This window comes from Pseudoalteromonas sp. S3776 (genome assembly GCF_005886915.1).
GTDB lineage: Bacteria > Pseudomonadota > Gammaproteobacteria > Enterobacterales > Alteromonadaceae > Pseudoalteromonas.
Genome location: NZ_PNCU01000032.1, coordinates 1 through 22,310 on the forward strand (window position 1 = coordinate 1; position 22,310 = coordinate 22,310).

At 40.2% G+C, this 22,310-nt stretch carries 20 protein-coding genes and 1 pseudogene; 17 read left to right on the top strand and 4 right to left on the bottom strand.

Annotation, left to right across the window (positions count from 1 at the left end; all coding sequences use genetic code 11):
• Nucleotides 1–162 precede the first annotated feature (162 nt).
• Both CWC16_RS13115 and CWC16_RS13120 read left to right on the top strand, forming a co-directional pair.
• The gene (locus CWC16_RS13115; RefSeq protein WP_249929255.1) at nucleotides 163–1,626 is read left to right on the top strand and encodes a BCCT family transporter; all 1,464 of its coding nucleotides are present in this window, start codon (nucleotides 163–165) and stop codon (nucleotides 1,624–1,626) included.
• A gap of 72 nt (nucleotides 1,627–1,698) precedes the next feature.
• Nucleotides 1,699–2,037: a hypothetical protein gene (locus CWC16_RS13120; RefSeq protein ID WP_138541844.1), complete on the top strand. Its 339-nt coding sequence runs from the start codon at nucleotides 1,699–1,701 to the stop codon at nucleotides 2,035–2,037.
• Here the strand turns inward: CWC16_RS13120 and fghA are convergent.
• On the bottom strand, nucleotides 1,991–2,833 hold the full coding sequence (gene fghA / locus CWC16_RS13125) for an S-formylglutathione hydrolase (protein WP_138541845.1): 843 nt from the start codon (nucleotides 2,831–2,833) through the stop codon (nucleotides 1,991–1,993). The two genes, CWC16_RS13120 and fghA, sit on opposite strands and share 47 nt — an antisense overlap.
• 68 nt (nucleotides 2,834–2,901) lie before the next feature.
• A complete protein-coding gene (locus CWC16_RS13130; RefSeq protein ID WP_055016445.1) occupies nucleotides 2,902–4,023 on the bottom strand; it encodes an S-(hydroxymethyl)glutathione dehydrogenase/class III alcohol dehydrogenase in 1,122 nt (373 codons plus the stop codon).
• A gap of 131 nt (nucleotides 4,024–4,154) precedes the next feature.
• On the opposite strand from CWC16_RS13130, the gene CWC16_RS13135 reads away from it, so the two are divergent.
• The 5 genes and pseudogenes from CWC16_RS13135 (at nucleotide 4,155) to CWC16_RS13155 (ending at nucleotide 8,869) form a co-directional block, all read left to right on the top strand.
• Nucleotides 4,155–5,024, top strand: coding sequence for a LysR family transcriptional regulator (locus CWC16_RS13135; RefSeq protein ID WP_171037660.1), 870 nt, complete (start codon nucleotides 4,155–4,157; stop codon nucleotides 5,022–5,024).
• 125 nt (nucleotides 5,025–5,149) lie between these two features.
• On the top strand, nucleotides 5,150–6,367 hold the full coding sequence (locus CWC16_RS13140) for a lipoprotein-releasing ABC transporter permease subunit (RefSeq protein ID WP_138541847.1): 1,218 nt from the start codon (nucleotides 5,150–5,152) through the stop codon (nucleotides 6,365–6,367).
• Nucleotides 6,360–7,058: a lipoprotein-releasing ABC transporter ATP-binding protein LolD gene (lolD, locus tag CWC16_RS13145; protein ID WP_138541848.1), complete on the top strand. Its 699-nt coding sequence runs from the start codon at nucleotides 6,360–6,362 to the stop codon at nucleotides 7,056–7,058. Before CWC16_RS13140 ends, lolD begins: the two co-directional genes overlap by 8 nt.
• Nucleotides 7,048–8,292, top strand: coding sequence for a lipoprotein-releasing ABC transporter permease subunit (locus CWC16_RS13150; RefSeq protein ID WP_138541849.1), 1,245 nt, complete (start codon nucleotides 7,048–7,050; stop codon nucleotides 8,290–8,292). The genes lolD and CWC16_RS13150 overlap by 11 nt, the downstream gene beginning before the upstream one ends.
• A gap of 113 nt (nucleotides 8,293–8,405) precedes the next feature.
• Nucleotides 8,406–8,869 (top strand): annotated as a pseudogene (locus CWC16_RS13155) (YehS family protein).
• Nucleotides 8,870–8,931: 62 nt separating this feature from the next.
• On the opposite strand, the gene CWC16_RS13160 reads toward CWC16_RS13155, so the two are convergent.
• Nucleotides 8,932–10,665 carry an AMP-binding protein gene (locus CWC16_RS13160; RefSeq protein WP_138541850.1) on the bottom strand — a complete coding sequence of 578 codons (1,734 nt, stop codon included), beginning with the start codon at nucleotides 10,663–10,665 and terminating at the stop codon, nucleotides 8,932–8,934.
• A gap of 304 nt (nucleotides 10,666–10,969) precedes the next feature.
• On the bottom strand, nucleotides 10,970–11,416 hold the full coding sequence (locus tag CWC16_RS13165; RefSeq protein ID WP_004587837.1) for a DUF3010 family protein: 447 nt from the start codon (nucleotides 11,414–11,416) through the stop codon (nucleotides 10,970–10,972).
• A gap of 383 nt (nucleotides 11,417–11,799) precedes the next feature.
• Here CWC16_RS13165 and thrS point away from each other — a divergent pair, with 383 nt between their 5' ends.
• The 10 genes from thrS (at nucleotide 11,800) to CWC16_RS13215 (ending at nucleotide 22,274) form a co-directional block, all read left to right on the top strand.
• Complete coding sequence (gene thrS / locus CWC16_RS13170; RefSeq protein WP_138541851.1) at nucleotides 11,800–13,710, top strand: threonine--tRNA ligase; 1,911 nt, start codon at nucleotides 11,800–11,802, stop codon at nucleotides 13,708–13,710.
• A gap of 59 nt (nucleotides 13,711–13,769) precedes the next feature.
• Nucleotides 13,770–14,330, top strand: a complete 561-nt coding sequence (infC, locus tag CWC16_RS13175; protein ID WP_024034072.1) for a translation initiation factor IF-3 — start codon at nucleotides 13,770–13,772, stop codon at nucleotides 14,328–14,330.
• Between the two features lie 211 nt (nucleotides 14,331–14,541).
• Entirely contained in the window at nucleotides 14,542–14,742 is a 201-nt protein-coding gene (rpmI, locus tag CWC16_RS13180) for a 50S ribosomal protein L35 (RefSeq protein ID WP_004587840.1), read from the top strand.
• Nucleotides 14,743–14,757: 15 nt separating this feature from the next.
• On the top strand, nucleotides 14,758–15,120 hold the full coding sequence (rplT, locus tag CWC16_RS13185; protein ID WP_004587841.1) for a 50S ribosomal protein L20: 363 nt from the start codon (nucleotides 14,758–14,760) through the stop codon (nucleotides 15,118–15,120).
• 334 nt (nucleotides 15,121–15,454) lie between these two features.
• A complete protein-coding gene (locus CWC16_RS13190; RefSeq protein ID WP_138541852.1) occupies nucleotides 15,455–17,272 on the top strand; it encodes a M14 family metallopeptidase in 1,818 nt (605 codons plus the stop codon).
• 1 nt (nucleotide 17,273) lies between these two features.
• The gene (locus tag CWC16_RS13195; RefSeq protein WP_138541853.1) at nucleotides 17,274–17,915 is read left to right on the top strand and encodes an MBL fold metallo-hydrolase; all 642 of its coding nucleotides are present in this window, start codon (nucleotides 17,274–17,276) and stop codon (nucleotides 17,913–17,915) included.
• Nucleotides 17,916–18,005: 90 nt separating this feature from the next.
• On the top strand, nucleotides 18,006–18,464 hold the full coding sequence (locus CWC16_RS13200; protein WP_002960703.1) for an Lrp/AsnC family transcriptional regulator: 459 nt from the start codon (nucleotides 18,006–18,008) through the stop codon (nucleotides 18,462–18,464).
• A 129-nt stretch (nucleotides 18,465–18,593) separates the two neighbouring features.
• Nucleotides 18,594–20,150 (top strand): SulP family inorganic anion transporter, encoded by a 1,557-nt coding sequence (locus CWC16_RS13205; RefSeq protein ID WP_138541854.1) that lies wholly within the window; start codon nucleotides 18,594–18,596, stop codon nucleotides 20,148–20,150.
• A 229-nt stretch (nucleotides 20,151–20,379) separates the two neighbouring features.
• Entirely contained in the window at nucleotides 20,380–21,453 is a 1,074-nt protein-coding gene (locus tag CWC16_RS13210) for a sensor histidine kinase (protein WP_138541855.1), read from the top strand.
• Nucleotides 21,450–22,274, top strand: coding sequence for a LytR/AlgR family response regulator transcription factor (locus CWC16_RS13215; RefSeq protein ID WP_055016454.1), 825 nt, complete (start codon nucleotides 21,450–21,452; stop codon nucleotides 22,272–22,274). Before CWC16_RS13210 ends, CWC16_RS13215 begins: the two co-directional genes overlap by 4 nt.
• Nucleotides 22,275–22,310 lie beyond the last annotated feature (36 nt).

Below are 22,310 nucleotides of genomic sequence, written 5' to 3' on the forward strand. Positions count from 1 at the left end.
GTTACTCGGTTTTTACTTAGCCCACTAGGTTACAAACCTCGCACCACGATTAAATAAGCACCTAGATTGAACAAATTTTAATCTTGAAAGGTCAACAGGCCTCAATAGAGTGTATTTTAATTGCCTTTACATATAACCAAGCTTGAAAAAACTGCATTATTAGTGTGCTTTATTCTTAGTGCTATTGCATTTTTGGCTCCTCAACTACTTACTGATCATTTGCAACCGCTCATAAATAGCGCCTTAAGCTTTTTAGGGGCGCCGTTTTTTTTGTTAGTCAATTTTTTACTACTTGCCGTCATTGTTATTGCCATAAGCCCGCTTGGTAGGCGAAAAGTAGGCGGGGACGCTGCCCGTGTCGAATTTGGCTTGTTTGGTTGGCTGTCTATGCTTTTTGCGGCAGGAATGGGATCGGGGCTCATTTTTTGGGGTGTAGCAGAACCTGCACTTCACTCAGTTAATCCTGTACTAAAACAAAGTTTATATGAAAACACTCAAACGAGTGGCTTGGCGCTTACACTTGTAAATTGGGGAGCACATGCATGGGCGCTATATGCGGTGTTTGGCTTAGTTTTAGGAGGGCTTAGTACTAAAAGTGGTGAGGCTGGCGATATAGCCGCGCCCGTTCTTAATGTAACCAAAGGGGTTATAAATAGCGGTTGGCAATTTAAGTTGAGCTTTAGTATTAAACTTATAGCCATATTCGCAATATTTTTTGGCGTCGTGGGGACTATTGCAAACTCAACGTTATTGCTTCGTAAAGGGTTGGAATTAAAGCTAGGCATTGAGTCAGTATTGCTTTCGGGTTTAATTATAATTAGTTTAATTGTGGTTTTGTATACGGTTTCTGCAAAGCTAGGCCTGAAAAAGGGGGTGCAAGCGCTGAGTAAGTTTAATGTGCTCTTAGCTTTTGGCATGATTATATGGTTAATGTTTTATGTGCCAATAAAACCAATTATTGATATAGCGATAGGGGGGACTTGGGATTACATTCAGCTCATTACTACTGGTACTTGGCAATTAGAAAGCGTACTTAAAAACCCTGAATGGGCTAATGGTTGGACTTATAATTACTATTTTTGGTGGCTAGCATGGGGGCCATTCGTGGGTGTGTTTTTAGCTAAAATAAGCCAAGGTAGACCTGTGTGGCAATACATTATAGGTGTAGTGTTTGTGCCTACCTTAGTAACCATAATATGGTTTAGTGTTTTTTCGGGGTCGGCTATATCGTGGGATCAAACGCATAGTGCAGGTATTTTAGCGGCTATTAAAGCCGATTACACCCAAGGGTTATTTGTATTTTTTGAACAACTAGGGTGGCAAGGAAGTATTTTAATTTGGTCAAGCTTGCTGCTTTTGCTCATTTTTGTAGCTACATCGGCAGACTCAGCAATACTAATAATAAAGGAGTTAAGTTCTTCCAATAAAAATGCGCATACTAATAACACCGTAAATTTATATGGTTGGTCATTTGCTTTAGGCTTATGTGCTTTTATATTACTTGTTCAAAATAATGAGCCACTCAATAGAAGTGTTGCCATTATTGGTGCGCTTCCCTTTTTGGTTATTTTTATCTTGCAGCTGGTGGGTTTTATTAAAGAGTTTATAAGTGAATTTAAGCACTAGCGCTTACATATTTTTACAATGCTATTTATAAAATTGTATATAATTTAGGTAATTTTATTGCAAGGGTTAATAATGCGTATTTTATTAATTATTCTATTTTCAAATCTATTAATTGGATGCACTGCTGCGGGTATTATTTTAGATGGGGCAGCACGTTCTCAACCTGGCCCAGTAAACGCAGGGCCTGTCGTAAAAGACGAAGAGGGTTTTAGCTTTACTAAGCTTGGTGCTCAAGTTGATATGGCTATAGTTAAATTTGTAAAAGGTGAGGGCAATAACAATACGGTACAAGTTTGCAGGCAAGTTAGTAAAGTATTGAAAGAGTGTGTAGAAGTAGAGAAATTTGATCTACACACTAATGAGGTTACGCAGTTAAAAACTGACTATGAAATGATAAGTGTTGGTCAATAAAGCTGCTTATAAAAAAGTAACTATGATCATAGCCTGCTTGCATTTCAATACTAAGCGGATAGCCTTTATTTTTAGCAACAGCCGCTAAGTTTTGTGGCTTAAGTTGCTCCTCTAAAAACCCATCGGCATCGCCCTGTGTTACAAGCATAGGGAGAAAATCAGCCTGCTGCGCTTTTTTCATCAACTCGCACGAATCGTATTGACCCCAAAGCGCTTTGTCGGTGCCTAAGTAACCCGTAAATGCTTTCACGCCCCACGGGCAGTCAATTGGATTAACAATAGGGCTAAAGGCCGATGCGCTAATATACGCTTTAGGGTTTTTAAGTGCGACCATTAAAGCACCGTGGCCGCCCATAGAGTGACCACTAATAGCTTTAGTGCTTGTTACCGGGAAGTGTTGCTCAATAAGCATAGGTAGTTCATCAACTACATAGTCATACATATTAAAATGTGTATTGAACGGTGCTTGCGTTGCGTTTACGTAAAAACCCGCGCCTTGGCCAAAGTCGTAGTTATCGTCATCAGGAACATTATCACCACGTGGGCTTGTATCAGGCGCTACAATAGCAATACCCAGCTCAGCTGCTTTTTTAAATGCGCCGGCTTTTTGCATAAAGTTTTCGTCTGTACAGGTTAAACCCGATAGCCAATAAAGCACTGGCACTTTATTAGTTTCGCTTGCGCCTGGGGGTAAAAATACCGAAAAACGCATTGTGCAATGGGTACTGGTTGCAGTGTGGGTATATTGTTTGTGCCAACCACCTGCTACTTTTGTACTTGAGATATTTTCTAACATAAAAATCCTTAAAAGCCGCAAACAATTAAGTAATACGGCTTTTTAATCCATAAGTTACCAATAGCGTATTAGTAGTGAATTACTGTACGAATACTTTTACCTTCGTGCATTAAATCAAACGCATCGTTAATTTCTTCAAGGCTCATTGTATGGGTAATAAAGTCGTTAAGCGCAAATTCGCCAGCCATGTAACGCTCAACGATTTCAGGTAATTGCGAACGGCCTTTAACGCCACCAAATGCGCTACCACGCCATACACGCCCTGTTACAAGCTGGAAAGGTCGGGTTGAAATTTCTTGGCCAGCACCGGCCACACCAATAATAACCGACTCACCCCAACCTTTATGACAACACTCAAGTGCTGAGCGCATTACATCAACGTTACCAATACACTCAAACGAATAATCAACGCCGCCATCGGTCATATCAACAATTACTTCTTGAATTGGTTTGTCGAAATCTTTTGGATTAATTAAATCGGTTGCGCCAAGTTTTGTTGCAAGGTCAAATTTGCTGGTATTGATATCAACACCAATAATGCGACCAGCGCCTGCCATTTTTGCACCAATAATGGCCGATAAACCAATGCCACCTAAGCCAAAAATAGCCACGGTATCGCCTGGTTTTACGTTTGCAGTGTTTGTTACCGCGCCCATGCCTGTAGTTACACCACAGCCTAATAAACAAATCTCTTCGAGCGACGCTTCTTTATTTACTTTTGCAAGTGAAATTTCTGGCAGTACGGTGTACTCAGAAAAAGTAGACGTGCCCATGTAGTGATAAATTGGTTGGCCGTCTTTAAAAAAGCGTGTAGTGCCATCTGGCATTAGGCCTTTACCTTGTGTTTCGCGCACTGCTGAACACAGGTTAGTTTTGCCTGAGGTACACATTTTACATTCACCACATTCAGCAGTGTATAAAGGAATAACGTGATCGCCTACTTCAACACTGGTTACGCCTTCGCCCACTGCATACACAACGCCTGCACCTTCGTGGCCTAAAATTGCAGGGAAGATACCTTCCGGGTCTTCACCTGATAAAGTAAATGCATCAGTGTGACAAACACCTGTTGCAGTAATTTTTACCATTACTTCGCCTTTTTTGGGCATCATCACATCAACTTCTTCAACGCTTAACGGTTGGTTTGGACCCCATGCAATAGCTGCTTTTGATTTTATAAATTCAGACATATGCTTATCCTTTGTAGTGGTTTTAAATAACAATTGTAGACCCAAAGTGTTTGGGTGATGGCTCTATTGTATTTGTTTCTCAAATAATGATAATCTCTGATTTATTAAAACACTTTTACAGTATGGTAATAATGGCACGTTGGGATGGCATAGACGAGTTTATAGCCGTGGGTGAAGAGGGCAGTTTTACAGCAGCGGCTAATGTACTGGGGTTGTCGGTTGCTCATATAAGTCGCCATGTAACGGCGTTGGAGCAGCGTTTAAATACCCAACTACTCACCCGTACCACCCGAAAAGTGGTATTAACCAAAGAGGGTGAAGCCTTTTTACATCAAACTAAGCAGTTACAACATGCTATGGACGATGCAACGCAAAGCTTAGCTACGCAGCAAACAACGCCAAAAGGGAAAATTAAATTAACAGCACCAGTTATGTATGGTGAAACTTTTATTATGCCTATTGTGCACAATTTTATGGACGCTCACCCTGAGGTTGAAGTTATTGCTACACTTTCTAACGAGCAAGAGAACCTACTCGAAGGCGGGTTTGATTTAGCCATTCGGTTAGGGCATTTAAAAGATTCAAGCCACAGAGCACGGCGTTTAAGTGCTAGGCGCTTTATAATGTGTGCCTCCCCCGATTATTTATCCCGAGTAGGTGAGCCTCATACCCTAGGTGAGCTAACACAACATCAATGTTTAATTGGTAACAGTAGTTACTGGCGAGTAAACGAAAACGGCCGTGATAAACACATTAAAATTGCAGGGCGCTTGCGCTGCAATAGTGGATGGGCGTTAGTTGATGGCGCAAAAAAAGGCTTAGGAATAGTCCAGCTACCTAATTATTACATTGAAAATGAGCTACGAACGGGTGAGCTTGTGCCCGTATTAACCCCTTATCAGCCGGAACAAGAAGGTGTGTGGGGAATTTACCCGCCGCGTCAGTTTGTTGCCACTAACGTAAGAGTATTACTCGATTATTTAGTGGCTGGACTTGAATAAAGCGCGCTTAAAATATAGCCAAGTGTAAGATTTATAAATTATTTCTTACATTTATGGTCATATTCAATTCATCTTAGTTCGTGCTAATATAGCCGCACACTTTTAGCATAAATGTTTTAAATAATATGTTTCAACCGGTTAGCTTATTTATAGGGCTCAGATATAGCCGCTCCTCTAAAGGAAATGCGTTTATATCGTTTATTTCATTTTTTTCTATTGCCGGGATAGCCATAGGGCTTATGGCCTTATTCACTGTAAGCAGTGTAATGAATGGCTTTGAAAACAGTTTAAAAACTAATATGTTAGGGCTCATTCCTCACGTAGAAATACAAGCTAATAAACACACCAGCGCGCAAATGAATGCGTTAAAAGCTGATTTAGAGCGCTCAGATTACGTAGATCACGTAAGCCTATACCGCCATGGCGAAGCCATTTTGCAAACCAATAAAGACTTACACGGCGTATTACTGCAAGGCTTGTATGGCGATAACGGCTCGTTATATAAAATTACCGATAAAGTTGTTCAGGGCAATTGGCAAAACGTTTTAAATGATAGCTACAGCATAGCTATTAGCCGCTATTTAAGCCGTAAACTTGGTGTTGGTATGGGAGAAAAATTGCGCGTAATTATGCCTAATGCCTCTACATACACGCCACTTGGGCGCGTACCTAGTCAGCGGTTATTTAAAATAGCCGCAATATACGAAACCGGCTCAGAAATAGATATGGGCCTTGCATTTACCAGCGGTGCATCTTTACAGCGGGTATTAAAGCTTAACAAAAATACCGCGCCTAACTTAAGTGTGTCGTTGCATGAACCCTTTGAATTAGCGCAATTTACAAAGGACAGCCAACTTATTTTACGTGATTATCAAGTAAGTGACTGGCGCAGTAGCCAAGGCACGCTATTTGCCGCGGTTGCCATGGAAAAACGTATTATGTCTATGTTGTTAGGACTGATTGTATTAGTGGCTGTATTTAATATTGTCTCAGCATTGACAATGATGGTGAGTGAAAAACAAGGGGAAGTGGCAATATTACAAACCTTAGGTTTAACGCCTTCACAAGTACAAAAAGTGTTTATGGTGCAAGGCTTGTATAACGGCGTTATTGGCACCGCGATAGGTTCACTTTTAGGTGTATTGTTTAGCTTATATATTAATGAGCTACTCGCTGCTGTAGGGCTAAACCTACTCGCAGGTGTAGAGCTTCCGGTAAAGTTTGATGTGTTAAGCCTCGTTATTATTGCGCTTAGCAGTATTACAATGAGCTTTTTAGCCACTTTATATCCTGCGCGCAAAGCCGCAAAAGTAAAACCAGCAGAGGTATTGCGTTATGAATGATTTAGTTATTAGCTGTCAAAACTTAAGTAAAGTTTATCAAGATGGCCAAAACCAAGTAGAAGTATTAAAAGGGGTAGACCTATCACTTAACCAAGGAGATATGCTGGCTATAGTGGGCAGCTCGGGCTCAGGGAAAAGTACCTTACTGCATATTTTAGGCACCCTTGATACGGCTACATCGGGTAGCGCTAAAATAAAAAATCAAGACGTTGCTAAATTATCGCGAACAGATCAAGCGGCGTTTAGAAATAAAAACTTGGGCTTTATTTATCAGTTTCACCATTTATTAATGGAATTTAGTGCAGTTGAAAACGTGGCTATGCCGCTGTTAATTAAAGGGCTCAACGCTAACGAAGCGAAAGAGCAAGCGCTTGAAATGCTCGATAAAGTAGGTTTAGCGCATCGTAGTGAGCATAAACCATCGGCACTGTCAGGTGGAGAGCGCCAACGTGTTGCTATTGCCCGAGCGCTGGTGACTAAACCCGCATTAGTGTTAGCTGACGAGCCTACTGGTAACCTTGATAAGCAAAATGCAATTAAAATTTACGATTTAATTAATGAGCTTAATAAAAGCTTAAATACTAGTTTTGTAGTGGTCACTCACGACTTAGAGCTTGCAGACAAGCTAGGTAAAATTGCGTATTTAGATGATGGGAAACTTGCCATTAAAGAGTCGCACCATGTTGCTTAGTTTATTTTTAAGTGAACGTTTTAGAGCGTATTCTGGCCATAAAGACGAAAAAAACGCATTTGTAAGCTTTATTGCCAAAGCCTCTACTGTTGGTATTTTATTAGGGGTGGCGGTGTTAATTGTTGCGCTTTCGGTTATTAATGGCTTTGAGCAGCAACTTGTGCATCGTTTATTAAGTGTGGTACCGCAAGTTGAATACGTAGCACCAAGCAGGCCAATTGCCAATTGGGCTGAAAAAGTTGAACGGTTAGAGCACCAGCCACATGTTACTGGTGCTGCGCCGTTTATAGCGGTAAATGGTATGGCGCAATTTAAAAGCCAGCTAAAAGCGGTAGAAGTACGCGGCGTTGAACCAAGCTATGAAGGAAATGTATCGGCCATAAACCAATTTACCCAAGGTACACTGGTTAGTCAGCTGCGCACGGATGATGTAATTTTAGGCCAGCAAATTGTTAAGCAGTTAGGCGCTAATATAGGCGACAATATTACTTTACTCATTCCTAAAATTAGTGAGCAAGGTAAGTCATTATTAGCCCCTAAACGCGTAACGTTAACACTTGCGGGCATTATAGAAATGGGTGGCCCAATAGATAGCACCGCTGCGTTTATTCATTTAAATAAAGCACAAAGCGTTTTAGGTTACGATAATAGCCAAGTAACTGGGCTTAGGTTAAGTGTTGATGACGTATTTGAGGCGCATCAAATTGCACTGCGAGTTGGTCAAACTATTAGTGATTATGTGTATGTGTCTAGTTGGTTTAGAACGCAAGGTAGCTTGTATCAAGATATACAAATGGTACGTACCATTGTTTATATAGTGGTATTTTTAATTATAGCGGTAGCCAGTTTTAATATTGTGTCATCCTTGGTAATGGAAGTTCGCGAAAAGCAAGGCAACATAGCTATTTTAAAAACCATGGGCGCTAAAGACAGTACTATTTTAGCTACATTTGTCATGCAAGGTTTAACGCAAGCTTTTGTTGGGGTACTACTTGGTACATTAGTCGGGGTTGTACTTGCGCTTAATATAAGTGAGCTGTTTACATGGGTGAGTCATTTATTCGGTGCTAACCCACTCGAAGGCGTTTATTTTATTGAGTTTTTACCCAGTAAATTAGTACTCAGTGATATAGGTATAACAGTGATAGTTACCTTTATTTTAGCTGTACTTGCTACTATTTACCCCGCGTGGCAAGCAACGCGAGTCGACCCTGCAAAAGTGTTGGGTAATTAACAACTTTTTATAGCGTAAATATCAATAGGGCAGCGTGTCTTAAGCTGCTAAACTGCGCGCTCATTTAACGTGGGCGCTCTAATTTAGCCTTGCTCTCTACTCAGGAAATTACTTTGACAAATAACGATATGTTACGCCGTGTTCGCTATACCTTTAATTTAACCGATACTGCCATGGTCGGTATTTTTGCCGCCGCAGAGGCAACAGTTACCATTGAGCAAGTTGTTGCATGGTTAACAAAAGAGGGCGAGCAAGGGTTTGTTAAAATGTCAGACACTGAGTTTGCTACGTTTTTAAATGGCTTTATTAATACTAAGCGTGGCAAGCGTGAAGGCCCACAGCCTGTGCCAGAGGCTAAGTTAACCAATAATATTATTTTTATGAAACTGCGTATTGCGCTAAACATGAAAGCAGAAGATGTTATAGCAACACTTGCACAGGTTGACTTTGAATTAAGTAAGCATGAGCTGAGTGCGTTTTCTCGCAAAGTAGAAAACAAACATTACCGTGTGTGTAATGACCAAATTTACGTTTGTTTTTAACAGGTGTTCAGCAGCAATACCGCCCAACAGAGTAAATAAATTATTTAACGCTAAAAGCTCAGCAATTGCTGAGCTTTTTTGTAGTTAATATTTGCGGCTAAGAAAAGGCCTTATCAGTAAGTAATTGCTGCATTTGCTCTCGCATTTTAAACTTTTGCAGTTTGCCTGTTACTGTCATTGGGTAACTCTCTACAAAGCGAATATAACGGGGCATTTTAAAATAGGCGAGTTTGTCTTTTAAAAAGGCACGTATTGCTTGCTCATCAAGAGTTGCATCTTCTTTTGGTTGGATCCACGCGCACACTTCTTCACCGTACTTTTCATCACTAATACCAAATATAGCGGCATCTTGAACACCTGGATAAGTGTAAAGAACCTCTTCAATTTCGCGTGGGTAAATGTTTTCGCCACCTCGAATAATCATGTCTTTAATACGGCCGACAATAGTAACAAATCCTTCGCTGTCCATTACCCCCAAATCACCAGAGTGCAACCAACCTTCATCATCTATAGTGGCTTGTGTTTTTTCTTCGTCATTCCAATAGCAGCGCATTATACCGGCGCCTTTACTACAAACCTCACCGGGTACACCTACTTTTTGAATGTTACCCAATTCGTCAATAATTTTAACTTCAGTGTGAGCAAGGGCGCGGCCAACGGTTGTTACTTGACGCTCTATAGATGAGTCGGTTTCGGTTATATTATTGATTGGGCTGCATTCTGTTTGCCCATACGCAATTAAAACCTGATGCATATTCATTTGTGTTTGTACTTTACGCATGACTTGCTCAGGGCACGTAGAACCTGCCATAACACCGGTGCGCAACGTGCTAAGGTTATAGTTAGTAAAATTAGGCAGCTCTAGCTGGCTAATAAACATAGTAGGTACACCGTGCAGCGCCGTGCAGCCTTCTTGCTGTACTACATCAAGCGTGGTTTTTGCATCAAATGCATCGCTAGGGTATATAGCTGCGGCGCCTTTAGTTACACACAAAAGACTGCCAAGCACCATACCAAAACAATGATACAGCGGCACAGGAATACATAGTTTATCTTGTGCTGTAAAATGCATAGCATCAGCGACAAAAAGTGCATTATTAAGTATGTTTTTATGCGTCAGTGTCGCACCTTTAGGGTTGCCCGTGGTGCCGGAGGTAAATTGAATATTTATGTCCTGTTCGGCACTTAAATTTGCAGCAATAGCGTTGAGCTCTAGCTTATGAGCTGGCGTGGCCATATTCATAATATCTGAAAAAGAAAACATACCAGGGCTTGTTTCATCACCAATCCGTATTACATTTTTAAGGCTAGGTAAAGCGTGAGATGACAGTTTCCCATTTTCACACTGCTTAAGTTCTGGCGCTAAACTATTTAACATATCTATATAGTTACTGCCCTTAAATTGCGAAGCGGTAATGAGTGTTGAGCACTCAACACTGTTTAATGCAAATTGAAGTTCGTTAGGCCGATAGGCTGGGTTGATGCACACCATAATGGCACCTATCTTGGCGCTCGCAAATTGGGTTAAACACCACTCAATGTTATTGGGTGACCATATTCCGACCCGATCTCCTGGCTTAATACCTATGGCTAATAGCCCCATAGCAAGTTGATTAACTTCTTTTTGAAACGCTCTGTACGTTAAGTGTACATTTTGATGGCTAACAACGACAGCAAGCGAATCAGGGTGTTTGTCGACAATAAAGTCAAAGTATTCGCCAATTGTTTTATCCGTAAGCGGCGTACTTTGCGCACCTTTAAAATAGCTTTTTGTGAGCGGTAATGTGTTTATTTGTTCTACTTCTTTTACCGAGCGCGATGGTGTAATCATGTGCTTCTCCGTATTAATGTATGTCAGTTACTTATACCAATTCGTGATGATGAGTAAGTATTTTTTTACGTAGCCTCTAATAGCTGCGTAGAAAATTAAAATAGTTAAGCGAATTGTTATGAGCTGTAGTTAAAATAAACACATATTGTCGACAAAGAAAGAGGGGGTAGACTAATGTACTAAGCGTTAAGAGAAGTTAAATGAAAATGTTTTATAGAAGGGCTATAAAAAGCTAGGTTTTATGCAGGCATAAAAAAACGCCACTAAAAGGCGTTTTTATAATTTGTTTTAGTCGCTTAAAGGCTTATAGCTCATCACTGCGGTAGGTTTTTTTCATAATGTATACATAGGCATTAACAAAAGCGTTTTCTTGGTACTTTTTAAGGCCCGTGTCTTCAAACGCAATAGGAATTGGGTTGCGTTTGAGCTGCTCTTTAATTTCGGTCGTTGAGAACACGCGAACATCTAACTCTTCGATTAATTGAATCGCTGTTTCCATTTTAAAGCCCTTTGCACTGCCTGCAAATTTACCTTTAGGTTGGCGCTCACGAATGGCAACAGAATCAATTTGATAATCTTGCATTAGTTTTGCAAAATCAAATTGAAATTTACGCATTATTTCAGTGTCGTTACCGTTACCTAAGGTAAAGCGTGTTTGGCGCACATCGCGAATATCAAATACGTCGTTATCTTTACTTAAAATACAAAGTAGTACATCGCTACCGGTAATTTCTACACCACATGTTCTCATTGCTGTTCTCTAATATAACTTAATTGTTAGGTATTATACCCAACATCTAATAAATTGCGAGAGCGAGGCTTTGCGTGTGAATTTTAATAATCAATAAACTCAAGTTGTCACATCCTTAATTTAAATTAGCGAGCGAAAAACAAAAAAATGACTATTTTAGGTAAAATTTCAAGTAATGAGCGTGCTTTAAACTTGTAATTGATACTCTATCACGCGACAATATCTTTTTTGTAGTTGAGCAGACTCAGCATCTACATTAGTCATTTGTGGCGAAAAATAGTCAATGCTTATTCGTAAAAGCGTTGTCGAGTCATTCTCATTTAATTTATTTAAAAATACACGTGATACATTGTAGGTGTCACCACTGTATGTAAGGATTTATAATGCCAGTTATTACTCTTCCTGACGGCAGTCAGCGTAGTTTTGAAAACCCTGTAAGTACTCTTGATGTAGCTAACGATATTGGCCCTGGTCTTGCTAAAGCAACCATTGCTGGACGCGTTAACGGCGAGCGTGTTGATGCGTGCGATATGATAAACGAAGATTCGCGCCTTGAGATCATCACCGCAAAAGACGACGACGGCTTAGAAATTATTCGTCACTCGTGTGCTCACTTAATCGGTCACGCAGTTAAGCAGCTTTTCCCTGACGCTAAAATGGCTATTGGTCCAACTATCGATAACGGTTTTTACTACGATATTGATATGGAACACTCTTTGTCTCAAGAAGACTTAGACGCCATTGAAAAGCGTATGTTACAACTTGCAAAAACAAACTACGACGTAGTGAAAAAAAATGTAAGCTGGCAAGAAGCACGCGATACGTTTGAAGCGCGTGGCGAAACGTACAAAATGGAAATTTTGGACGAAAACATCGCAAAAGATGACAGACCAGGATTATACCATCACGAAGAGTACGTAGACATGTGTCGTGGTCCACACGTACCAAACATGAAATTCTGCCAAAACTTCAAAATAATGAAAGTGGCTGGTGCATACTGGCGTGGCGACTCTGAAAACAAAATGCTACAGCGTATTTACGGCACAGCGTGGGGCGACAAAAAGCAACTCAAAGCGTATCTTAAACGTTTAGAAGAGGCTGAAAAACGCGATCACCGCCGTATTGGTAAAGCCCTTGATTTATGGCACTGGCAAGAAGAAGCGCCAGGTATGGTATTTTGGCATAACGATGGTTGGAGCATTTACCGCGAGCTTGAAGAGTTTGTTCGTGAAAAACTGCGTGAATACGGCTACGAAGAAGTTAAAGGTCCAATGATGATGGACCGCTCTTTGTGGGAAAAATCAGGTCACTGGGAAAAATACTCAGACGCCATGTTTACCACAGAGTCTGAAAAACGCGAATACGCTATAAAACCAATGAACTGCCCAGGTCACGTACAGATTTTTAACCAAGGTTTAAAATCGTACCGTGATTTACCACTGCGTATGGCTGAGTTTGGTTGTTGTCACCGTAACGAACCATCAGGTGCTTTACACGGCTTAATGCGTGTACGTGGCTTTACACAAGATGATGCTCACGTGTTCTGTACAGAAGAGCAAGTAATGGACGAAGTGTCAGCGTGTATTAAGATGGTTTATGATACCTATGAGACATTCGGTTTTGACAAAATTGTAGTGAAGCTTTCTACGCGCCCTGAAAAACGCATCGGCGACGATGAAATTTGGGACAAAGCAGAGGTTGCATTAGCCGATGCACTTAAAGCAAACGACATTGAATTTGATTACCTACCAGGTGAAGGTGCCTTTTACGGACCTAAAATTGAATTTACTTTGTACGATTGTTTAGACAGAGCGTGGCAATGTGGTACAGTGCAACTCGACTTTGCATTACCGGGTCGTTTAGGCGCTACTTATGTAGCTGAAAACAACGAGCGACGTACGCCAGTTATGATACACCGTGCTATTTTAGGCTCAATTGAGCGCTTTATCGGTATTTTAACTGAAGAATACGCTGGTTTATTCCCAACGTGGCTTGCGCCAAAGCAAGTGGTAATTATGAACATTACCGATAAACAAGCAGATTACGTGAACGAAATTGTACAAAAATTAAATAAACTTGGAATTAGAGCCGCTGCTGACTTGAGAAATGAGAAGATTGGCTTTAAAATCCGAGAACATACACTTAAGCGTATTCCTTACTTACTGGTTGTCGGCGATAAAGAAGTTGAACAACAGGAAGTAGCAGTACGTACCCGCACAGGTGAAGACCTAGGCAAATTTAATGTTGATGATTTTGTAGCTAAAATTAGCGAAGAAATTAAAAATCGACAGTAAAAATCGAGCGTGTAGGGCAATCACAAACAGCCAACTACACGCTTATATTATTGATATTCTTGGAGGAACGTACCATTAGAGGCGGCAAGAAAGGGCAACAAACAGCTCAAAAAAATCGTATTAACGAAGAAATTACAGCTCAAGAAGTTCGTTTAATCGACATCGAAGGCGAACAAGCTGGAATTCAGTCATTAAAAGACGCACAAGCTATGGCTGATGCAGCGGGTGTTGATCTTGTAGAGATTAGCCCAAACGCTGAGCCGCCTGTTTGTAAGGTTATGGACTACGGTAAGTTCATCTTTGAAAAAAGCAAAGAACTAAAAGAGCAGAAGAAGAAGCAAAAGCAAATCCAGATTAAAGAAATCAAATTCCGTCCTGGTACGGATGAAGGTGACTATCAGGTTAAGCTGCGCAACTTACGCAAGTTCTTAGAAGCTGGCGATAAAGCTAAGATCACTATCCGCTTCCGTGGCCGCGAAATGGCTCACCAAGAAATTGGTATCGAATTATTAAACCGTGTTAAGGCTGATTTAGAAGAACTTGCAGTAGTTGAGTCTTTCCCAAATCGTGTTGAAGGCCGTCAAATGGTTATGATGATGGCGCCTGTTGCTAAAAAGTAATTTTTAAGCGATAATGCGCACCGAATTTAGCCCAGGTACCCAAGTAATATGTAAATATTCACCTGTGCTAACCGGTTTTAAAGTAAAATTGCGGCATTTATGCTGGGTTTTCACCGGAATATGGCAGTAAGTTAGGCCTAAAAGTGGAGCTATAGAAATATATCTCACGCCTGCTTACTAATTTTTAAGCAATACATTTGGAGTTATTGCAATGGCTTATAAGCTAAAAAGTCACAGAGGCGCTGCTAAGCGTTTCAAGAAAACTGCTTCTGGCGGTTTCAAGCGTAAACAAGCGCATCTTCGTCACATTCTGACTAAGAAAACTTCTAAGCGTAAGTTACACCTACGTCCTAAGATGATGGTTCATAAAAATGACCATGGTCTAGTTTCACGTATGTTACCATTCGCTTAATAGGGGTTTTTAGAAATGGCAAGAGTTAAACGCGGCGTTGTCGCACGTGCACGTCACAAAAAAGTTTTAAAGCAAGCTAAAGGTTACTACGGAGCACGTTCACGTGTTTACCGCGTAGCTTTCCAGGCAGTTACTAAAGCGGGTCAATACGCTTACCGTGACCGTCGTGCTAAGAAACGTACTTTCCGTCAATTATGGATTGCACGTATCAATGCAGCTTCACGTCAAAATGGTCTGTCTTACAGCCGTTTTATCAATGGTCTTAAAAAGACTTCTGTAGAAATCGATCGTAAGATCCTTGCAGATATCGCTGTTTACGACCAAGTTGCATTTGCAGCGCTTGTTGAAAAAGCAAAAGAAGGCCTAGCGGCAGCTTAAGCTTTTTTAAATAAGTATTAAAGAGGAGCCTTAGGCTCCTTTTTTTGTGCCTACAATTTTAGACTCACCTAATAATATCTCCCACCAATAGTACTTTATTGTTTTGAGGGCTAAATGTGTCGCTATCTGCGTTAAAAAAGTCTCGTTTAGAACAATTAAATAGCAAAATTTTTTGTTTCGCTAGCAACACATATCTCCATCTTCAAAATAGATCACCTAATAAAGTGTACGGGTATCAGCGGGCTTTCTTTTTTGTTGAATCACCGCACTTTTATAATATCACTATGTTTACTTGGTATAATTTATTTTATTAAAGCGTTTGTTAGAGAAAACTATGTTTGCAAGTCTGTTATTTTTATCTGCAATTGCGGCAGATAACAGTCATTTACCGCCTCTTATTCCTTGGCAAGGTAATAGCGTTTCGTTATTACAGCAACAAGGCCCGTTAACCACTGATTTTGAGTTGTCTCAGGGTAAAGCTTCGCCAAATTATGCCGACACAATGGCGTTTGTAGATAGATTAGTTGCTGCAAACCCCACACAGTTTCAATCTCAAACAATAGGGTACAGTAATAGCAAACGAGCTATTAAAATGTTGGTTGCCAGTGAGCAAGGGTTCTTTGAAGCAGGGCAGATGGCTAACAGCACTAAGCCAACTATTCTTATCCAAGCCGGTATTCATGCAGGCGAGATAGATGGTAAAGACGCTATGTTTATGTTGCTGCGCGATATTGCAACAGGTAAGCGCCGTGATATTTTAAAAAAGGTAAACATACTTTTTATTCCTATCTTAAACGTAGATGGCCATGAGCGTAGCAGTGCATTTAATCGTATAAATCAGCGCGGCCCTGCAAAAATGGGCTTTAGAACCAATGCAAATAATCTAAACCTTAATCGCGATTTCACTAAGTTAGATACACCCGAGGTAAGAAGTGTTTTAAAGGTTATTAATGATTATAACCCCAACTTGTACATTGATGTGCATGTTACCGATGGCGCAGATTATCAATACGATGTTACCTATGGTTATAATCCCGTTTTTGCCAGTGAATCGCCCGCGATATCGGATGCTTTAGATCAGTATATAAAGCCGGTTATTAACGAAACATTACAAAAGCAAGGACATATACCTGGGCCATTAGTGTTTGTTATGGATAAACGCGACTTTAAAAAAGGCCTTGCAGGTTGGGTGGCTACACCGAGATTTTCAAACGGGTGGGGCGATTTAAAGTCATTACCAACAATTTTAGTTGAAAACCATTCTTTAAAACCTTATCAACAACGCGTATTAGGCACCTATGTATTTTTAGATGGGGCGATAAACGCGCTTTCTCAGTACAGCCATGAGCTTGCTAACGCCGTAAAAAAAGAGCAAGAATTTGTACCTGATAAACTAATTGTTAAACGATCTTATGCAAAACAAGCAGACACAATTAGTGAGTTTAAAGGGGTAGAGTACACTTCAAGTGTAAGTGCGCTTTCGGGGCAAACTGAAGTTAAATATTTGGGAAAAGCCTATACCTACACTGACTTACCGATTTATTGGCAAAAACAGGTTGAACGAGTTGTTGATGTACCACAAGCATTTTTTGTACCGCCCGTGTATAGCGATATAATAGAAAAGCTTAAGTTACATGGGGTGTCAGTAAATAAACTTAAAGGCGCGAATACACAACCATTAAAGCTTGCTAAGGTGTTGGATTATTCGTTTGATAAAGCCCCGTTTGAAGGGCGTTTTAGAGTCTCAGCAAGTTTTGATTATGTGCCTGCAATAAATGTAGATTTAGACGGTTGGTATCAAGTAAACACGCAACAAAAGGCAGGGGAATTAGCGGTTCATTTATTACACCCGGAAGCTCCTGATTCATTTTTTGCGTGGGGTGAGTTTAATACGATTTTTCAACGCACAGAGTACATGGAAAATTACGCGTTAATCCCATACGCACGGAAAATGCTTAAAGACAACCCAAAACTTGCCCTTGAGTTTGATAAAAAACTTAAAGATAAAGCATTTGCGCACGATGCCAATGCACGTTTGAACTGGTTATATTCACATACTCCATTTTATGATGAAGCGTATTTAAAATACCCAATTTTAATGTCGTATGAGCAAGTAGCCGTTATCCCCGATCAAAAAGATAAAGAAATTTAATATGCGCGTTATTACGATACCCGTGACTCCTTTTTCCCAAAATTGCAGAATAATCAGCTGTACAGAAACAAAGCAAGCAGTGGTAATTGACCCAGGTGGCGACACACAAAAAATTATAGCCACGCTTAATGAACACAAATTAGTATTGAGCGCTATTTGGCTTACGCATGGGCATTTAGACCATGTAGGTGCAGCTGATGAATTACGCGCACATTACAATGTACAAATTATTGGCCCGCAAAAAGATGAGTCATTTTGGTTTGAAAACCTGCCTATGCAAGCACAAATGTTTGGTTTTCCTGCTATTAAAGCTTTTTACCCTGATATTTGGCTTAATCATAATGATGTATTAACGCTTGGCAAACTTAGCTTTAGTGTTAAGCATTGCCCGGGGCACACACCTGGTCACATTGTGTTTTATGAACCTGATCAGCAATGCGTTATTGTTGGCGATGTTATTTTTAAAGGGGCTATAGGGCGTACAGATTTCCCTAAAGGCAACACAGAGCAGCTGATTGAGTCTATTAAAAGCCATATTTTAACGCTTGAAGATCACACGCGTATTTTAGCCGGCCATGGTGAAGATTCGACTGTAGGCCACGAAAAACGCACTAATCCATTTATAAGTGGCCAATTTGGTTAATTAAAATCCATGAAAATGTAAAATTATTGCAGACGGAATTTTAAATTGGCTGTATAATTTAACCAGTTTATTAGATAAATAAGAAATAAAATGTCTCTAAATCACGTAGATCGCCAAATTTTGGCACTTTTACAACAGGACGCAAGTCTTTCAACTGCTGAAATTGCAGACAAAGTAGGCTTATCTCAATCACCTTGTTGGCGACGAATTGCTAAGCTTGAACAAGATGGCTACATCAAAAGTAAAGTGGCGCTTTTAGATGAGAAAAAGCTTGGTTTTGACATGCTTGTATACGCACATGTGCGCTTATCAAACCATGGCAAGAAAAACTTAGCTGAGTTTGAAAAGCTAATTATGAGCTATGACGAAGTGACAGAATGTTACACAATGGCCGGTACTATGGACTTTATGCTGCGTATAATCTCACAAGGTATAGAAGGCTATGAGCACTTTGTACGTGACAATTTACTCAGCTTAGAATACGTTCAAGAGGTACACTCTAACGTAACCATGACATGTGTAAAACGCAGTACATCTCTTCCTCTATAAAATAAACGACACAAAGTTAAGCTATACTAACAAAGCTAATAACGCTGTGTGCGAATTGTTAAATGAGCGCTAATTTGGTAACATTTAGCGCTTTTTCGATCCTAACCAAATAACCCCCTGAGGAACTCAATGTTTAACTTACTCAGCAAAGCGCCTAGCTCTGCTAAAAACGATATTTTATCTGGCTTAACTGTAGCACTTGCTCTCGTTCCAGAAGCTGTTGCGTTTGCTTTTGTAGCAAATGTCGAACCTTTAGTTGGTCTCTATGCCGCGTTTATCGTTGGTTTAATTACGGCTATTTTTGGTGGCCGCCCAGGTATGATTTCGGGCGCTACCGGTGCATTAGCGGTTGTAATGGTAAGTTTGGTACTCGATCACGGTGTTGAGTACTTATTTGCCACAGTGCTCTTGATGGGGATACTGCAAATACTCGCGGGGGTATTTAAGCTTGGTAAATTTATACGCATGGTTCCGCATCCGGTTATGCTTGGCTTTGTAAATGGATTAGCGATAGTTATATTTTTAGCACAACTTGGCCAGTTTAAAGTACCCGATGGTGCAGGCGGCCAGCAATGGATGACGGGCGAAGCCCTTTACATCATGTTGGGTTTAGTGGCGTTAACTATGGCTATTATTCACTTTTTACCAAAACTAACTACTGCGGTGCCTTCTTCTTTAGTGGCTATTGTAACTGTAACCGCGTTAGTAATAGGCCTTGATTTAGACTCACGCACTGTACTTGATTTTCTAAAAGGGATGACAGGTAATGAATCGGCGACTATTGCCGGCGGCTTGCCAGAGTTTCATATACCAATGGTTCCATTTACCTTAGACACTTTTTATATCATTTTTCCGTATGCATTAATTTTAGCGGCTATTGGCTTAATTGAGTCGTTGTTAACGCTGAGCCTAATTGATGAAATTACCGAAACCCGTGGTCACTCAAATAAAGAGTGTATTGGCCAAGGTGCTGCCAATGTAACGTGTGGCTTTTTTGGCGCTATGGGGGGTTGTGCCATGATTGGGCAATCGATGATTAACATTAATTCGGGCGGACGCTCGCGCTTGTCGGGTATAAGTGCAGCATTAATGCTACTTGCTTTTATTATATTCGCATCTAGCTTAATAGAAATGATCCCATTGGCTGCGCTTGTCGGTGTTATGTTTATGGTTGTGCTTGGTACGTTTGAATGGGCAAGCTTTAAAATGATGAAGCGCGTACCACTGTCTGATGCCTTTGTGATTGTATTAGTATCTGGTGTGACCGTAGTAACCGATTTAGCCATTGCGGTGTGTGTTGGTGTTATTGTTTCTGCCTTAGTTTTTGCTTGGCAACATGCAAAACATATTTACACAACCAACTACATTGACGAGCAAGGTGCTAAAGTGTATGAGCTTCATGGCCCGTTATTTTTCGGCTCAGTGAAAAACTTCTCTGAGTTATTTGATGTTAAAAATGACCCTAAAGATGTAATTATTGAGTTTAAACACAGTCGCGTTGCCGATCACAGTGCTATAGAAGCCATAGACAGCCTAGCTGATAAATACACAAAAGCAGGTAAGCAGCTTCACTTACGCCACCTAAGTAAAGATTGTAAGCAGTTGTTACATAAAGCACGTGATTTAGTCGAGGTTAACGTAATTGAAGACCCAACTTATAAAGTAGCCTCAGATAAGCTTGCCTAGTTTACAAGCTAGCTTTGTACATACGAGCTGATTGAATCGGCATTTTAAAAGCGAAAGGTTAAAGCCTTTCGCTTTTTTATTGGCTTAACTTTGCGGTAAGCCTCTTAAAAATTAAGATAGTTGGTACTGCTAACACTTTGTAATAATCGATATAATAACCAAACCAGTGGTTAAATTAGCTAACGTAAATTTAACTTATTGGCTAACTTATACGGAGTTGTATTTTATTTTGAATTGGCAATCTTTAGTTGATAACAGGCAACGCTTTTTTTGGCTATTGCAAATTGCAGGCTGGATTGGTTATGCGCTTGTAAATTATATCGGCTCTAAAGTATTTGAAATGCGTGACATTTATGTGTTCGTTATATTATTAAATGCCTATGCAGGCTGTTTAATGACAGTCCCACTTCGTTATATTTACAGAAAAACTTGGAATGCATCACCGTGGATATTAATGGTGGTTGTATTTGGTGCCTCGTACATTACAGGTACGTTATGGGCAATTGTACAAAAATTTAATTTGTGGGAAATATACCGCCACGGTTACCGCCCAGAAGATTGGTTTTACTATTTACAGCATGGCTTAGACTCTGTTTACATAATTTTGTGTTGGAGTGGCTTATACTTTGGCATAAAGTATTATCAGCTATTACAAAGTGAGCGACAAAAAGCGCTTAAAGCCACTACAATGGCCCATGAAGCGCAATTAAAAATGCTCAGATATCAACTTAACCCGCATTTTTTATTTAATACGCTTAATGCTATTTCTACATTAGTTTTGGTAAAAGAAAATAAAGATGCTAACTTAATGGTGGCAAGGTTGAGTGATTTTTTGCGTTATACGCTAAATACTGATCCCATTAAAAAAGTGCCTTTAGAGCAAGAGCTACACGCATTAATGCTGTATTTAGAAATAGAGCGGGTCAGATTTGATGAACGCTTAAAAGTAAATGTAGATGTAAGCGAGCAAGCAAAAGAGGCCCTTGTGCCGAGCTTAATTTTGCAACCGATAATAGAAAACGCAATTAAATACGCTATTGCGCATATGTCACAAGGCGGTGTGATAGACATAAAAGCACAGGTTTTTGCCAACGAGCTACTACTTGAAGTAGGTGATAATGGCCCCGGTACCGAACTAATAAACGGACAACTTGTAAATGCACAAGGGGTAGGGGTAGCAAATACCAAAGACAGATTAAAAACGCTCTATGAAAATAATTATTCGTTTGTATTATCACATAATACGCCAAGTGGATTGAAAGTTAATCTGCGAGTACCGTTTGAGAAGGCTGTGAAGAAATGACTAAAATTAAAACCATCATTGTTGATGATGAACCATTAGCAAGAAAGGGCTTAGCAGTAAGACTTGAAGAATATACAGATATAGAAGTAGTTAAACTGTGTAGTTCTGGCTCTGATGCAATAGAAGCATGTAAAGAGCACCCAGTAGACTTAGTTTTTTTAGATATACAAATGCCAGGAATGAATGGCTTTGAAGTTGCCCGTGCCTTAAGCGAAAGCACTAAAGCGTTACCCGCAATTGTGTTTGTTACTGCGTTTGATCAATTTGCAGTAAAGGCCTTTGAAATACATGCTTTGGATTACATTTTAAAACCCGTTGACGATAACAGACTAAAACAGGCGGTAGAAAAAGTGCATAGTTACTTAAAAACACAGCAAGACAACGCCCATAAGAAAAAACTAGCGAGTTTTGTTGCCGGTATTACGGGTAATAATTGTGAAGAAATACTTAAAAAATTGGCCACCGGCGATACCCTAACCGACAAACGTTACCCAGAATCATTAGCTGTAAAAGAGCAGGGGGAAATTATTCGCGTGCCGGTTGCGACAATTCAGTGGGTTGATGCCGCGGGCGATTATATGTGTTTACATTGCCAAGACGGGCAAACACATATATTGCGCAAAACAATGAAAGAGCTTGAGCAAGAGCTCGATCCACATTTGTTTGTTCGCGTTCATCGCAGTGCCATTGTAAATACTAAACAAATAAGCAAGCTGGTGACACAAGTAAGTGGTGAGTATTTATTAGTGCTTGAAAACGGACAAGAGCTTAAAGTAAGCCGAAGCTACCGCGATAAAGTAAAAGCAGCGCTGGCCAGCTAGTTTACTATTTTACAGGCACAAAAAATGCGAGCTTAG